The following is a 15,106-nucleotide window of genomic DNA, read 5'->3' as shown; positions in this document are numbered from 1 at the left end:
CTGTGATCGCCAAGGCATCCGCCGCATGCACTTATTCGCTTGATCCTATAACGCTTTAGGCTAATTATAGGATTATGAGTTTTCGCGTTGTGCCGTTCATCACTCACAATATCCACATTGATTAATCAATGCGCTATCTATATTGAGAACTATTTGAACAAAATTGTTGATTTTGCAATCACAACCCGCATATTCACACATCCCGATATATTATCGCGATGCATCATGAATACACTTCGTTGTGCTTTTTCCAGATTGTTAAAGAACAAGTTAAAACCATCGAGCTAATCAGCCCAACGAGCAGTACCGTCTAAAAAAACGATACTGGTCGTTGAACTGAGCCATACACCGCTTTTTTCGGCCAACGCCGAGGCGTGCAATGTCTCAATTCCTTCCATGAACCAAACTTGCCAACAACGCTGTTGGCAAGTAAACGCCAACCCAATCAACACCGCTAAAATAATGGTGGAGGATGACGGGATCGAACCGACGACCCCCTGCTTGCAAAGCAGGTGCTCTCCCAGCTGAGCTAATCCCCCGAGGTAAATCGTGGTGGGTCAAGTTGGAATCGAACCAACGACCCCCGCCTTATCAAGACGGTGCTCTAACCGACTGAGCTACTGACCCAATTGTTGTGTTGCCAGGTGTTGATCGACCTTGGTCATGGAACTTGTTAACAGCCAATAAGTGTGGACGCTTTCGCTTCGTGAGCACGCGCTCTGAAAGGAGGTGATCCAGCCGCACCTTCCGATACGGCTACCTTGTTACGACTTCACCCCAGTCATGAATCCCACCGTGGTAAGCGCCCTCCTTGCGGTTAGGCTACCTACTTCTGGTGAAACCCACTTCCATGGTGTGACGGGCGGTGTGTACAAGACCCGGGAACGTATTCACCGCGGCATTCTGATCCGCGATTACTAGCGATTCCGACTTCACGCAGTCGAGTTGCAGACTGCGATCCGGACTACGATCAGGTTTCTGGGATTAGCTCCCCCTCGCGGGTTGGCGACCCTCTGTCCTGACCATTGTATGACGTGTGAAGCCCTACGCATAAGGGCCATGAGGACTTGACGTCATCCCCACCTTCCTCCGGTTTGTCACCGGCAGTCTCATTAGAGTGCTCTTTCGTAGCAACTAATGACAAGGGTTGCGCTCGTTGCGGGACTTAACCCAACATCTCACGACACGAGCTGACGACAGCCATGCAGCACCTGTGTTCCGGTTCCCTTGCGGGCACTCCTCAATCTCTTAAGGATTCCAGACATGTCAAGCGTAGGTAAGGTTTTTCGCGTTGCATCGAATTAATCCACATCATCCACCGCTTGTGCGGGTCCCCGTCAATTCCTTTGAGTTTTAATCTTGCGACCGTACTCCCCAGGCGGTCAACTTCACGCGTTAGCTGCGCTACTAAAGCCTATTGGCCCCAACAGCTAGTTGACATCGTTTAGGGCGTGGACTACCAGGGTATCTAATCCTGTTTGCTCCCCACGCTTTCGTACCTGAGCGTCAGTATTATCCCAGGGGGCTGCCTTCGCCATCGGTATTCCTCCACATATCTACGCATTTCACTGCTACACGTGGAATTCTACCCCCTCTGACATACTCTAGCTAGGCAGTTAAGAATGCAGTTCCAAGGTTGAGCCCTGGGATTTCACATCCTTCTTTCCTAGCCGCCTGCGTACCCTTTACGCCCAGTAATTCCGATTAACGCTTGCACCCTACGTATTACCGCGGCTGCTGGCACGTAGTTAGCCGGTGCTTATTCTACAGGTACCGTCATTAGCACCGCTTATTAGGCAGTGCCGTTTCTTCCCTGTCAAAAGTACTTTACAACCCGAAGGCCTTCATCATACACGCGGGATGGCTGGATCAGGGTTCCCCCCATTGTCCAAAATTCCCCACTGCTGCCTCCCGTAGGAGTCTGGGCCGTGTCTCAGTCCCAGTGTGGCTGGTCGTCCTCTCAAACCAGCTACGGATCGTCGCCTTGGTAGGCCTTTACCCCACCAACTAGCTAATCCGATATCGGCCGCTCCAATAGTGAGAGGTTCTAAAAGAATCCCCCCTTTCCCCCGTAGGGCGTATGCGGTATTAGCCACTCTTTCGAGTAGTTATCCCCCGCTACTGGGCACGTTCCGATATATTACTCACCCGTCCGCCACTCGCCACCAAGAGAGCAAGCTCTCTCGTGCTGCCGTTCGACTTGCATGTGTAAAGCATCCCGCTAGCGTTCAATCTGAGCCAGGATCAAACTCTTCAGTTTAATCTCTGTTTTCGTTTGCTTCGCCCTATAAATAGGACTCAGCGGAGTGTACTCAAAGAAATCTTCAGTGTATGCACAAGGCAATACTAAAAACTTCTTTATGTGAGCACTTGATTTTAACTTTGTGGCGAATCTTCGTGAGAAGATTGGCTCACTCATTCCAAGCGCCCACACTTATCGGCTGTTAAATTTTTAAAGAACGGGTCGACATCAATTGGTCACAATCAACATCCATACTGCCTGTACTGCGTTATTCTGCACTGCCTGCCGGCCCACCGAAGTGGTGCACCGCAACCAGAGAAACGAGATTATGAAGCATCTAAATTTGTTTGTCAAGCAATTTGTTGGAAGAAGTAAAACTAAAACACTTTCAACATACCGCCTAACCCACCTGCCTCGATCTCTCGTAAACCTAAATACTTAAACGCCGTGTCAGCACCGTACTTCCTGGCACCTTAAACACGACCGTTAAACATTGAGGTTTACGTCCCTGCTGTACTGCTACCTGCCCGGCAATAACTGCGCTGCCGTTTTCCCACTTGTTTGCTACTTGCTTACTACTTAGTTTCCTGCTTCTCTTTCGCTTCTGGCTATGGCCTGCTTTCGTTTTCACAAAAGCCGCTGCAGTAGCGAAGCAGTAAACTATAACACTGCTTTTTGTTGGCTGTCAACTAAAAGTTAACGGCTGGCACCGAAGTGCCGTTGCCACTCATTGCAAAAACACTGTGATGATTTGAAGCTGCCCTTTGGGCTAAGCGGGAATCGGTACAGCTAATGCGTTGAGCGCTTCGTGGCGGTTAATAAGGGTAAACCCGAATTGGTTGCTGCGAAGAAGACGAACTATAGCACCCCTAATTCGGCCTTGGCAAGCCTTTTACGGCTTTTATTTACGGTTTAAATGAGCAGCTCAAAAACAAGACAGCTAAGCCCTTGATCTGATGGCCCTTTAGTTTTCATCACCGCATAAAATGATTTGGCCACCGAAGAAGCCAATAACCCTAAAAGTCCAAACTGAAAGCCGATACTAATACCGCAACCTTATGCATGCTTTATATATAGAGCAGCCTTTCGTTGATAAACGTATCTCTGCATGCCCGCTCTTCCACACATCATGCGCAGAAGAGCGACCAAGACGTGGACATGGTGTCTAGTTATCAGCACGAACCTGCTGACGCTGATTACCTAAGCCCTCGATCCCCAGCTCTATTACATCTCCCGGTTTTAAGAATACGGGCGGCTTCATGCCCAGGCCGACTCCTGGAGGGGTTCCAGTAGAAATGATGTCTCCGGGCTCCAGACTCATAAACTGGCTTAAATAAGACACCAGCTTCGCCACACCAAAGACCATGGTGCTGGTCGAGCCATCTTGCATGCTCTGCCCATTCACCTTTAGCCACATGCCCAGATTTTGCGGATCATCGATTTCATCCTTGGTGACCAGCCAGGGGCCGATCGGGCCGAATGTGTCACAGGACTTGCCTTTAGTCCATTGTCCGGCGCGTTCCATTTGAAACTCACGTTCGCTGAGATCATTAATGGTGCAATACCCGGCCACATACTTCAATGCATCCGCTTCAGACACATACTTAGCGCGATCTCCGATAACCACACCCAACTCGACCTCCCAGTCTGTCTTCGTTGAGTTGCGCGGAATCAGGACATCATCATTAGGCCCGATGATGGCCGAACTGGCTTTCATGAAGATAATGGGCTCGGGAGGAACAACCGCCCCCGTTTCTGCAGCATGATCTGAATAATTAAGACCTATGCAGATGAACTTGCCCACATGCCCTACACACGCGCCCAAGCGAGGCTCGCCTTCAACCAGCGGTAAAGCGTCCATATCGAGATGATCGAGCTGCTTTAGCTTGCTGGCGCTTAATGCGTCTTCCTTGAGGTCGCAAATGTGGTGTGATAAGTCTCGGATCCTGCCATTCGAATCAAGCAACCCTGGTTTTTCGTGGCCAACTTCGCCATACCTCACAAGTTTCATCGCTAACTCCGTATTTTTAACTCTAAAGAAGATGACTCAGGATCAAATCAAATTTTCTTTGTTTGGCTTGGCCCACCTAAATCAAGGCAGGCCAGATTAAATGGGCTTAAGTTAGCCAGCCACCATCAATAACGTTGACGCTGCCAGTAGTGTAGGTAGCGCCTGCCAGATAGATAGCCAAATCGGCAATTTCGTCGGCGGTGCCTAAACGCTTCATGGGCTGACGGCCAATAAACTCAACCATAGCCTTGTCGTAGTCGCCCGTAGCCTGCAAGCGCTGATCAAGAGATGGGCTGTGAACGGTGCCGGGGCAAATGGCATTGCAGCGGATTCCCTGAGTCACATAATCGGCAGCCACTGATTTCGTCAGACCTATTACCGCTGCTTTGGTCACGCCATACGAACAGCGATTAATCACCCCTTTAACGAGCCGACTACAGAAGCCACGTTGATAATGCTGCCATCGCCGCGCTCTAACATGCCGGGCAAAACTGCCTGAATAGTGCGCAGCATGGATTTCACGTTCAAATCAAAGGCCAGATCAAAGTCGGCTTCTGTCGCTTCCAGAACTGTGCCGTTCTGCACGTACCCTGCGCAGTTGAACAAGATATCGATAGTGCCGATATTGCGCACAACCTCGTTAATAGCTTGGGTGTCGCGGACATCCATCCACGCTGTTTTCACACCGTGCTCTGCAGCAAGCGTCACCAGCCCGGCCTCTTCAATATCCGTCGCATGCACAACCGCTCCTGCTTTGGCAAAGGCGACGGCGGTTGCAAAACCGATGCCATGGGCAGCAGCGGTAATCAACACCACCTTCCCCTTTAAGCTTTCACTCATTATTGGCTCCTGTTGACTCATTTCGTTGTATCCGTCTTTTTGCCGATAGACCTAACAATCCATCACATTAAATACGTGCTCTGACTATAGATCTAACGGCTTGACGACTTAGGACCTAATTAATTATGTACGTACTCTTGCTGACGGACTTAGCCGCGTATCTCGCTCAATTGCTTTTGCACTTGTTCGACCACATCAACGCCTACATCGTCCTGGTGCTTATCGTAAATAGGTTGGGATTTTTCGCGAATACGCTGTTGCTCGTCGGCTGACAGCTCGTTCACTTCTACCCCTGCAGCCTTGATTGTCTCAATGGACTGGGCGGTTAAGGTTCGAATCGCTTTACGCTGCTCGTCGCGGCCAACCACGGCGCATTCTTGCAGTGCGGCTTTTTCCTCATCAGAATAGGTATCAAATATGCGCTTGGAATACAGCACCAGAAAAGGTGTGTAAGCATGGTTGGTTACCGACACATACTTTTGAACCTCATAGAACTTGGAGGCATCAATAGTGACAAAAGGATTTTCCTGGGCATCAATCGCCCCGGTTTCCAAGGCGGAAAATATTTCACCAAAGGCCATCGGGGTCGGATTTGCGCCTAAATTGTTAAAAGTATCCAGGAAGATATTGTTCTGCATCACGCGAACCTTAATCCCCTTGAAGTCTTCCCACTTCTCTACAGGACGTTTGGAGTTGGTCAGTTGTCTGAATCCGTTCTCCCAAAAGGCAAGATTAACCAGCCCTTGCTCTTCGAGCTTGCCATTTATCACCTCGCCGAAAGCACCATCAACCACCTGGTCAGCCTCTTGCTCGTTGGCAAACAAAAACGGCAGGTCAAATACCCCCAGGGCCGGAACCAGGCCGACCAATGGCGATGAGGAAGTAATAACCGCCTCCTGAGTGCCAGATCGCAGGGCCTGTGTGGCCTGAATATCACTGCCCAGCGATTCACTCCAGTAAGCAGTGAGCTTCATCTTGCCGTCGGATTTCTCTTGCAGGCAGCTGTTGAACGCCTTAACGCCGTCACCAACCGGGTGATCAGAACTAAGACCATTTGATATCCGTATATTTCGAGTCTTGAACTCGGCGCTTGCTGGCAAGGCCACCGTTAAACCCAGGGATGCCACCACGCAAGTCATCATGAACTTTTTCATTTGTCACCTCTCATTATGTTTTAGGTGTCAGCCCCTGCAGGGGCTAACGTTTTTCAAGCATTCTTCAAGCAAAAGGCTGATCTCAATACAACCACTGCATGGGTACGGTAATGAGTTCAGGCACCGCAACAAACAACATCAGCAACACAAAATACGCCAGCAAGAAAGGGGAAACCCCAACCACCACCTGCCCGAGCGGAACTCTGGCTACCCCGCTGGCGACGTTCAACACCACGCCTACGGGCGGTGTCAAAAGGCTAATACACGTATTCATGACAAACATCACGCCGAAGTAAACCGGGTCTATGCCTGCCATTTTCACCACCGGCAGCAATACCGGCGTAAGAATCAGAATAGTAGGAGTAAGGTCAAGTGCCGTGCCGATCACAAAAATCAGCACCATCATGGCCAGCATCAACAGTTTGGGGTGCTCGATCAGTGGTTCAAGAATATTCCCCAGCTCGGCAGGTATGTTGGCGGCCGTGATTAACCAAGCGGAAACCAGTGCTGCGGCGACCAGGAACATCACGATTGACGTGGTATGCGCGGCCCGCAAGATAACGGAATAAAGGTCCTTGACGGTAAGTTCACGGTATACAAAGGTGCCGACAAACCAGGCATACACTACGGCTACCACCGCGGCCTCTGTTGGCGTGACAATGCCGAAGCGAATACCGCCAAGCACGATCACGGGCATTCCCAGCGCCCACGCCGCCTGCCCTGTTGCCTTCAGGCGATAGGCTGCCGAGCGTTTGGGCAACGTAGCAACCGTGGATTTTCGATTCACGAACATCCAGGTAGCCACGAGCGTAAAGGCCATCAGCAAACCCGGAGCAATACCCGCCATGAACAAGCGGGAAATCGAGACGTTCGCGGCCACACCAAAAATAATGAAAGCCATGGATGGCGGAATAACCGGAGCAATCACGCCTCCGGCCGCCATCAGCCCGGCAGAGCGTGGCAGGTTATAGCCCGCATCGCGCATCATGGGAACCAAAATCGCCGCCAGAGCTGCTGTATCGGCAGCAGCTGAACCCGACAGGCTGGCCATGATGACCGCAGCCAGAATAGCCACTATCCCCAGTCCACCTTTGATGTGTCCGACACACGCCAGAGCAAAGCTGATAATACGTTTGGACAGGCCGCCCGAGTTCATCAGCTCGCCGGCCAGAAGGAAAAACGGAATGGCCAAAAGAGTGAAGGTATCTGCGCCGGAAATCATGTTTTGCGCCACAATTTGCGCGTTATACATGTCCAGGTGCAACATCAGCATCACTGCGCAAAACATCAGGGCAAAAGCCACAGGCACACCCACCGCCATGGCGCCCAGCAACGAGCCGATAAAGATAAGCAATGTCATATGAACTTACCCCGCGGTGCTGATGTCGGAGAACTCACCGGCGAACCGGGCGATCTCCTCATCGCTAACGCGCCCAAAAAGCACCATCAAGAACCGCTGCGCTGCAATCACAAACATGCAGGTGCCGGTAAAGATGCCGATGCCATATACCCATCCCAGCGCCAGACCGCTGACAGGCGCGTACATGCTGAAATTCACGTCAAGCTGCTGAAAGGCGCCAAAGGCAAAGATAAAAGAGCAGGCCATGATGACGAAGTTGCTGATGGCCATGCAAATCAGTCGATTCCGCCTGGAAAGCCTGGCCACCAGGGTTTCAATTCCCATGTGTCCGTAATTTCTAAAGGCGACGACAGCCCCAATAAATGTCACCCACACAAAAAAGAAACGCGACAACTCTTCTGAAACAGTCCAGCCAGTATTAAATGCATACCGCAGGATGACGTTGCCAAACACCATGATCACCATGCTGCTAAGCAGGACCACCAGTAAAAAGTTGAGAAAACGGTAAAACCAATCAATCGCTAACTGCATAACCACTGCCTCCTCCAGCATGCGCCGGTTTTGTCTTGAGATTTACCGCTCCTAGCTGCCCTTGTTCTAATTGCAGGGTTCTATTTACGCGGCTTGTACAGCTGTTCCTTATCCTCGACTGGCAGGCGCACTCGCTGAGCGCCCCCAAGAATATGAATTTCCATGGTGCGGCGAGCTTCATCCACATCACGTCTGGCAATGGCATCCCTGACTGCAACGTGTTCAGCAATCGTCACTTTTACGATTTCTTCACGTACGGCATAGACCCGGAGGTATTCATGGCGTCACTCATCTTCTCGCTGATGAAGCCAATAAAAACCGGGAAATACTCATTACCTGTCGCGCTCGCGATCGCATGGTGAAAATCGAGATCTGCCACCACGCCATCGCCTGACCATTGATCTGCATTGATCATGCGATAAAGCGCGTCGTCAATTTTGGCAAGCTCCTCTTCGGTGTGCAGCAAGGCAGCCAGGCCTGCTGCCTCGACCTCGAGCACACTGCGTAACTGAAACAAACTTCTGAAACTCTCGGGATCGTCCAGCGAGAGTCCCTCTATGCGTAAAAACTGCCGACGCTCGGGTTCCGTGATAAATGCGCCCACCCCACGGCGGGTTTCGACCAGCCCCTCGTGCCGCAGTTGAGCAATCGCTTCGCGTACCACGGTTCGGCTGACACCAAAGGTCTCGGCCAACTCACTTTCGGTGGGGAGACGATCTCCAGCTTTTAAATTGCCTGCTGTTACCTCTTGCTGAATCTCCAGGGCGATCGTTTCCGGCAGGCTTTTGGCTCGGCTTATTTGATTAAAAAGTGACATAACTACTGATTACTCCTGCGCAATGTGATTTCTACCCGGCAAGTGTGCCTTCTACGGTGAGGTGCAGTCCACCATGTTGATCAGGCAACCGGGATTCAACAGGTTTTGGGAGTCGAAACCACGTTTGATACAAAGCAGCATCTCGTTATGTAGCGGATCAATCTGCTCTTCGAAGGCATGACGCTTTAGTCTGCCAATTCCGTGCTCAGCGCTAATGCTTCCCGAGTACTTATGAACAATGGTGTTGATGATGTCGGTTCCGGAGATAATTTGTGCCAGGCGTTGCTCATGACTGGCTTCAGCCGGCGGCAGCACATTGATATGCACGTTGCCGTCACCAATGTGCCCGTAACTTAATATCTCAGAAGCCGGAAACCGAGCCTGAAGAGCCACTTCGGCCTGCTGTACAAACTCAGCCAGACCGGAAATGGGAACAGAGACGTCGGATCGCAGGTGCACACCCCGACGCGCCTGGCCCTCATTCATTCCTTCCCTAAACTTCCACAAAGCATCGGCCTGGGAAGTTGACTGGGCAACCACCGCATCAACGATCAGGCCTCGCTCAAAAATACGCTCCATGAAAACAGAGAGCATTTGCTCAACGTCGAGTAGCTCTGCCCCCGAAAACTCAAGAAGCACATAGTTTTTATGTGCGCTACCAAAAGGAAAAGCCAAATCAGGCAGGGCTTCTTGCGCGAGCACCAGCGCCAGGTGCGGCATTAGCTCGAAAGCGGTCATGACGTCACCGCATTGCTGACGCGCCAACTGGTATATACGCACCGCGTCAGCCACCGACTCTAGCGCCAACAAGGCCGTAGCGACTCTAAAAGGTTTAGGCCATAGACGCAGACTTGCAGCCGTGACAACCCCCAGCACGCCCTCGGCGCCAATAAATAGCTGGTTAAGATCAATACCCCGATTATCTTTACGCAAGGCCTTGAGGTTTTGCCATAAACGGCCATCAGCCAGAACCACTTCAAGCCCCAGCACCTGCTCGCGCATCATTCCGTAACGAAGCACGTTGATACCACCAGCGTTGGTACTGATGTTTCCCCCAATTTGACAGCTACCTTCCGCTCCCAATGAAACAGGGAACAGCAGGCCTTTTGCCGCAACCTCATTCTGCAAGGTGGCCAGCACACAGCCAGCCTCAACCACCACAGAGCTGTTTTCCACATCGATACAGCGTATTTGCTTCAGGCGCTCAAGACTCAAAATTATCTTGGCCGCCGGCTCTGCCGACAAGGCTCCCAGTACCAGTCCTGTATTTCCGCCTTGGGGATCACAGCCACGCGCGCCTCGTGGCAAATTGCCAGCACCGACTGCACCTCGGAGGTTGACCCTGGCCGCACTACGGCGATTGCAGTCCCGGTCTCATCGCCGTGCCAGTCGCTTAAATAAGGCGTCATGTCCGCAGCGGCCTGCAGTACACGCGCTTCGCCCACCGCCTGAACCAGACGGTTAAGCACCTCACTTAGCACTTCGTTAATCAACGTCATTTCGTCATATGCCTTGACCGAATTCACTCATTGGATTGACTGACACACTTAGGACTGAGACCCATTGACCCGACCACCTAAACCAGACATCATATTGTCAGACAACCTAACTATAGTTAATAAAACACCAAAGGTTTAATTCGGTTAAACCCTATACGGAGACATAAAAATGCACATTGCTATCGTGGGGGCAGCGGGGATGCTTGGCTCCAAGCTAACAAAAAAACTCCTTGAAATCAGCAAACTACAAGGTAGAGACATTAGCAGGCTAAGCCTTTACGACGCCGTCGCGGCTCCCCGGCCCAGTCATTCATCCATCGAGACTTCAACCCTTTGCCTTGACTTCGCATCGCTAAACGGCGCACAGCTCATCGTCTCGGAGAAACCGGATGTGATCTTTCATTTGGCAGCAATTGTGTCGGGTGAAGCCGAGATCGAATTCGATAAAGGCTATAGAATCAACCTGGATGGCACTCGCTACCTTCTTGAAGCCATACGCCACCTGAATGAACAACAGGGCTACTTCCCTCGCCTGGTATTCGCCTCATCCATTGCTGTGTTTGGCGCTCCCCTTCCCGATCCTATACCCGATAGTTTTCACCACACGCCCCTCACCAGCTACGGCACCCAGAAAGCAATCTCTGAGTTATTGTTAAGCGATTATTCACGCCATGGCTTTGTCGATGGTATTGGCCTTAGGTTGCCCACGCTGTGTATTCGTCCCGGCATACCTAATAAAGCGGCCTCCGGATTTTTCTCGTCGATTCTGAGAGAACCGCTGCAAGGTCTGCCCGCCATTCTGCCCGTTTCCCCCAGCGTAAAACATTGGCACACATCGCCAAGATCTGCGGTCAATTTTTTATTGCATGCCGCCGGGCTCGATACCCGGCTGCTGGGCTGGCGCCGTAACCTGACCCTGCCGGGCGTCAGTGCTACGGTTGAAGAACAGATTGATGCGCTGCGGCGCATCGCGGGCGAAGACGCAGTAAAGCTCATTCAACATAAAGTGGATCCTGCCATTGAAAAAATGGTGACAGGCTGGGCGCCGGGCTTTGAGGCTACCCGCGCCCTTGAGCTGGGGTTTAAGTCGGAACAAAGCTTCGACGAAATCATCCACGCCTATGTGGAAGACGATCTGCAGGTGCAATCATGACCCCCAACACAATACGCATTGCCTTTTTGGGTATCGGAATCATGGGCTTTCCGATGAGCGTGAACTTGCTCAGAGCCAACTATCCCTTAACAGCATGGAATCGGAGCCATACCAAAGCCCTTGAGCTGGAGCCCTACGGCGCCTCCGTGGTGACGAAGCCTGAACTGGCCGTAAAAGATGCCGATGTGATTTTCACCATGCTAAGCGACGACCGGGCGGTAACGGCCGTTACGCTCGATGCAAAGGTGCTCAGCGCGGCAAAGGCCGGGGCCACCTTTATCAATACCAGTTCAATTTCGCCGGGTACTGCGCGCGCGCATGCAGAAGCCCTGTCAGGCAAAGGCTTTAAGTACATTGACTGCCCTGTTTCGGGTGGTGTAAATGGAGCAAGAGACGGAACCCTGGCCTTATTGTGTGCCGGCGACCCTCAACATATTGCCGCGTTACAGCCCCTTTGGGACGTGCTGGGCCGAAGCACCTACGTGGGTGCGCACGGCACAGGGCAAATCGCAAAGCTGGCGAATCAGCAAATTGTGGCGGTAACAATAGGTGCTATTGCTGAAGCCATGACATTGGTCAGGGCTTCAGGCGGTTCAGCGCAGGCATTTAGAGACGCCATACGCGGCGGTTTTGCCGAGAGCACTATTTTGGAAATCCACGGTCAGCGTATGGTAGAGCGCAATTTCGTTGCGGGCGGACCCGCAAAACACCAGCTTAAAGACCTGCATAACGTGCTTAACCACGCCTCAGGCCTGAATTTACGCTTGCCGCTGACCGAATCAGTTTCATCGTTATTTGAAAATCTATGCTCTGGCCCACAGCGCGAACTAGATCACAGCGCTCTATTACTTGAAATCGAAAAACTAAACGCTATGTCTGAAGAGGAATAGTTAAGCCATGACTACGACCAATAAAAATCCCCCCGTCGTCTACGCTCACAAGACTGGTTTGACAATAAAGAGCATATAGACCTGGCAGCGCTGTACATGGAACGTTTCATGAACTACGGCTTAACCCCTGAGGAACTTCGGGCTGGCAAGCCCATCATTGGCATCGCGCAAAGCGGCAGCGACCTCACCCCCTGCAACCGGGTACACATTGAGCTGGTGAAACGTGTGCGAGACGGCATTCGCGATGCTGGCGGCATACCCATCGAATTCCCTACCCATCCCATTTTCGAGAACTGCAAACGTCCGACTGCCGCACTGGATCGAAATCTGGCGTATCTGGGGCTGGTGGAAATTCTCTATGGATATCCGCTTGATGGCGTGGTTCTGACAACAGGCTGCGACAAGACCACCCCTTCTGCCGTGATGGCAGCAGCCACCGTAAACATTCCCGCTATTGTGCTTTCTGGCGGTCCAATGCTGGACGGCTGGCACGACGGGCAACGAGTGGGCTCGGGCACGGTGATCTGGCAATCCAGACGAAAACTGGCCGCCGGAGAAATATCTGAAGAAGAGTTTCTTAGCGCGGCGCTGGACTCCGCCCCTCGGTGGGCCATTGCAATACCATGGGGACTGCCTCGACGATGAACGCAATGGCCGAAGCGCTGGGCTTGTCACTGACGGGCTGTGCAGCCATTCCGGCCGCCTACCGCGAACGCAGCCAGATTGCCTACCGCACCGGAAAACGGGCTGTTGAACTGGTTCTGGAAGACATTAAGCCTCTGGATATTCTAAGCAAGCCCGCCTTTATCAATGCCATTCGCGTTTGCTCAGCCCTTGGGGGCTCGACCAATGCCCAGCCTCATCTGACCGCGATGGCTAAACATGCCGGCATAAGCATCGACGCTTCCGACTGGCAAAAATACGGCTACGAGGTGCCCCTGCTTGCCAATGTACAGCCTGCCGGCGAATACCTGAGCGAGAGTTTCCATCGCGCCGGTGGCGTCCCCGCCATCATGTGGGAACTCTGGCAAAACGGCCTGCTAAATGAGGAATGCCTTTCTGTAACCGGACGATCGATTGCCTCTGGCCTTGAAGGACGTGAAACCACAGACCGTGATGTGATCAAGTCTTTCGCTAAGCCCTTGCGCGAAAATGCAGGCTTCAAGGTACTGAGCGGCAACCTGTTTGATTTTGCCATCATGAAGACCAGTGTCATTTCAGCGGCTTTTGATAAGGAGTTTTTGCAACGGCCTGGCGACCTGGGGGCTTTTGAAGGCCGAGCGGTAGTATTCGAAGGCTCGGAGGATTACCACGCGCGTATTAACGATCCCGCGTTAAATATTGATGAACGCTCTATTTTGGTCATCCGGGGCGCGGGACCGCTGGGCTGGCCCGGTGCCGCCGAGGTCGTTAATATGCAGCCGCCAAATGCATTGCTGCAGCGTGGCATCACAAGTTTGCCCACCATTGGCGATGGCCGGCAATCCGGTACGGCCGACAGCCCTTCCATCTTGCATGCCTCTCCCGAAAGCGCCGCAGGAGGCGGCTTGTCGTGGCTGCGCGATGGTGACATTATCCGCATCGATCTAAACCAGGGTAGCTGCAATGCCTTGGTGGACGAGAATGAAATTGCGCGCCGACGTAGCGAGACGCCGCCACCGATCGTACCCAGCAAAACGCCTTGGCAAAAGATTTATCGGCAAGAGGTCAATCAGTTGGTGGACGGCGCGGTGCTGGAAAGCGCTGTTGAGTTCATTGATATTGCCCGGCAATTGCCGCGGCACAATCACTAAAGCTGAAGCGGTAGCTTTTTAACCGCGAGCGTAGCTGATGAATCGGCCTGAGTATCGCTCCATGATGCCCAGGCCGTTCAGCATATGTTCGCTGCTAAGCAAACGGCTCTCGGTCAGGTTAAAACCATATTCGTTCATGCTGCGACCAAAGGCTCCGGCGTATCCACGATTCGGGTCGACCACCCACACTTCGGCTTTGTAATTGGCATGGCTGTCGATAAAGGCCGCAAGCTGGTTAGGCGTTTCTCGTTCGTACAGGACATCGCTGGCCATGATCAGATCAAATCGGCTGTGAAGGGTATCGAAGCCGAGATCGATGGCGAGCTCATCTTGATTGTCGCCCCACTGGGCGAATTTGTAGCGTAGCGGTGGCAGCCCGTTAAGCCCAAGATTTTTCTTCAGAAAAGTCTGAACCATCGGATGTCGGTCACTGGCGGTGACGGTCATTCCGCGTCGGTGCGCAACGATGCTGGCAAGAGCTAAGCCACAGCCTATTTCCAGGATGCGCTCTCCTTCCCGTATGGGACGTGCTGATATTTTATTTGCCAGTCGAATGCTTGAGGGCCATAGCAACCCAAATAATGGCCAAGAGGCGGAACAAACGCCTAGTTTACCTGCTGCCCCATCCGGATCATAAAACTGCTGGTTATCGATGAGCATTGATAGCTGTATATCGTCCGCATCTTTAATCTGAATCGTTTGAAGCTTGGTTAGGTAACCCGACATAGCACCCTTTTAAGTAAGCACTAACAGTAGTGCTCTTACAGTATGGGACATTATGTCTAGTCTGGCGAATCGGCCCGAGCCCTTGGCTCT

11 protein-coding genes, 2 tRNA genes, 1 rRNA gene and 2 pseudogenes are annotated in these 15,106 nt (G+C 52.2%); 3 read left to right on the top strand and 13 right to left on the bottom strand.

Annotated features, from left to right (window positions below; translation table 11 throughout):
* Positions 1 to 463 precede the first annotated feature (463 nt).
* The 12 genes and pseudogenes from L1889_RS17780 to L1889_RS17730 form a co-directional block, all read right to left on the bottom strand.
* Positions 464 to 539 (bottom strand) — tRNA-Ala (locus tag L1889_RS17780).
* A gap of 11 nt (positions 540 to 550) precedes the next feature.
* Positions 551 to 627 (bottom strand) — tRNA-Ile (locus L1889_RS17775).
* Between the two features lie 95 nt (positions 628 to 722).
* Positions 723 to 2,260 (bottom strand): 16S ribosomal RNA (locus L1889_RS17770).
* Between the two features lie 1,147 nt (positions 2,261 to 3,407).
* A complete protein-coding gene (locus tag L1889_RS17765; RefSeq protein ID WP_238666335.1) occupies positions 3,408 to 4,253 on the bottom strand; it encodes a fumarylacetoacetate hydrolase family protein in 846 nt (281 codons plus the stop codon).
* Between the two features lie 106 nt (positions 4,254 to 4,359).
* A pseudogene (locus L1889_RS17760) lies at positions 4,360 to 5,093 on the bottom strand (SDR family oxidoreductase).
* Positions 5,094 to 5,242: 149 nt separating this feature from the next.
* On the bottom strand, positions 5,243 to 6,247 hold the full coding sequence (locus tag L1889_RS17755) for a TRAP transporter substrate-binding protein (RefSeq protein ID WP_238666334.1): 1,005 nt from the start codon (positions 6,245 to 6,247) through the stop codon (positions 5,243 to 5,245).
* Positions 6,248 to 6,329: 82 nt separating this feature from the next.
* On the bottom strand, positions 6,330 to 7,607 hold the full coding sequence (locus L1889_RS17750; RefSeq protein WP_238666333.1) for a TRAP transporter large permease subunit: 1,278 nt from the start codon (positions 7,605 to 7,607) through the stop codon (positions 6,330 to 6,332).
* Positions 7,608 to 7,613: 6 nt separating this feature from the next.
* Entirely contained in the window at positions 7,614 to 8,138 is a 525-nt protein-coding gene (locus L1889_RS17745; RefSeq protein WP_238666332.1) for a TRAP transporter small permease, read from the bottom strand.
* 80 nt (positions 8,139 to 8,218) lie between these two features.
* Complete coding sequence (locus L1889_RS18640) at positions 8,219 to 8,374, bottom strand: FCD domain-containing protein (RefSeq protein ID WP_308217704.1); 156 nt, start codon at positions 8,372 to 8,374, stop codon at positions 8,219 to 8,221.
* Positions 8,375 to 8,376: 2 nt separating this feature from the next.
* Entirely contained in the window at positions 8,377 to 8,955 is a 579-nt protein-coding gene (locus L1889_RS17740; RefSeq protein WP_257794040.1) for a FadR/GntR family transcriptional regulator, read from the bottom strand.
* Positions 8,956 to 9,006: 51 nt separating this feature from the next.
* Positions 9,007 to 10,200, bottom strand: a complete 1,194-nt coding sequence (locus tag L1889_RS17735; RefSeq protein ID WP_238666331.1) for an FAD-binding oxidoreductase — start codon at positions 10,198 to 10,200, stop codon at positions 9,007 to 9,009.
* The gene (locus L1889_RS17730; RefSeq protein ID WP_238666330.1) at positions 10,173 to 10,454 is read right to left on the bottom strand and encodes a hypothetical protein; all 282 of its coding nucleotides are present in this window, start codon (positions 10,452 to 10,454) and stop codon (positions 10,173 to 10,175) included. The genes L1889_RS17735 and L1889_RS17730 overlap by 28 nt, the downstream gene beginning before the upstream one ends.
* 169 nt (positions 10,455 to 10,623) lie before the next feature.
* Between L1889_RS17730 and denD the strand changes: the two genes are divergently transcribed.
* The 3 genes and pseudogenes from denD to L1889_RS17715 all read left to right on the top strand — a co-directional run bounded on the left by denD (position 10,624) and on the right by L1889_RS17715 (position 14,290).
* Positions 10,624 to 11,607 carry a D-erythronate dehydrogenase gene (gene denD / locus L1889_RS17725; protein WP_238666329.1) on the top strand — a complete coding sequence of 328 codons (984 nt, stop codon included), beginning with the start codon at positions 10,624 to 10,626 and terminating at the stop codon, positions 11,605 to 11,607.
* On the top strand, positions 11,604 to 12,497 hold the full coding sequence (locus L1889_RS17720) for an NAD(P)-dependent oxidoreductase (protein ID WP_238666328.1): 894 nt from the start codon (positions 11,604 to 11,606) through the stop codon (positions 12,495 to 12,497). Before denD ends, L1889_RS17720 begins: the two co-directional genes overlap by 4 nt.
* Before the next feature lie 75 nt (positions 12,498 to 12,572).
* A pseudogene (locus tag L1889_RS17715) lies at positions 12,573 to 14,290 on the top strand (IlvD/Edd family dehydratase).
* An 18-nt stretch (positions 14,291 to 14,308) separates the two neighbouring features.
* On the opposite strand, the gene L1889_RS17710 reads toward L1889_RS17715, so the two are convergent.
* Positions 14,309 to 15,016, bottom strand: coding sequence for a class I SAM-dependent methyltransferase (locus L1889_RS17710; protein ID WP_238666327.1), 708 nt, complete (start codon positions 15,014 to 15,016; stop codon positions 14,309 to 14,311).
* Positions 15,017 to 15,106 lie beyond the last annotated feature (90 nt).

This window comes from Paenalcaligenes niemegkensis (assembly GCF_022230885.1).
GTDB lineage: Bacteria > Pseudomonadota > Gammaproteobacteria > Burkholderiales > Burkholderiaceae_B > Paenalcaligenes > Paenalcaligenes niemegkensis.
The sequence above is the reverse complement of the archived record's forward strand: the minus strand, read 5'-3'. Positions and strand labels throughout refer to the sequence as shown.

What these genes read in the sequence shown, in the direction of transcription:
- L1889_RS17740 (WP_257794040.1), bottom strand. Translation starts at nt 8,955, where the DNA reads ATGTCACTTTTTAATCAAATAAGCCGAGCCAAAAGCCTGCCGGAAACG.
- L1889_RS17730 (WP_238666330.1), bottom strand. Translation starts at nt 10,454, where the DNA reads ATGACGTTGATTAACGAAGTGCTAAGTGAGGTGCTTAACCGTCTGGTT.
- L1889_RS17745 (WP_238666332.1), bottom strand. Translation starts at nt 8,138, where the DNA reads ATGCAGTTAGCGATTGATTGGTTTTACCGTTTTCTCAACTTTTTACTG.
- L1889_RS17765 (WP_238666335.1), bottom strand. Translation starts at nt 4,253, where the DNA reads ATGAAACTTGTGAGGTATGGCGAAGTTGGCCACGAAAAACCAGGGTTG.
- denD (WP_238666329.1), top strand. Translation starts at nt 10,624, where the DNA reads ATGCACATTGCTATCGTGGGGGCAGCGGGGATGCTTGGCTCCAAGCTA.
- L1889_RS17720 (WP_238666328.1), top strand. Translation starts at nt 11,604, where the DNA reads ATGACCCCCAACACAATACGCATTGCCTTTTTGGGTATCGGAATCATG.
- L1889_RS17710 (WP_238666327.1), bottom strand. Translation starts at nt 15,016, where the DNA reads ATGTCGGGTTACCTAACCAAGCTTCAAACGATTCAGATTAAAGATGCG.
- L1889_RS17750 (WP_238666333.1), bottom strand. Translation starts at nt 7,607, where the DNA reads ATGACATTGCTTATCTTTATCGGCTCGTTGCTGGGCGCCATGGCGGTG.
- L1889_RS17755 (WP_238666334.1), bottom strand. Translation starts at nt 6,247, where the DNA reads ATGAAAAAGTTCATGATGACTTGCGTGGTGGCATCCCTGGGTTTAACG.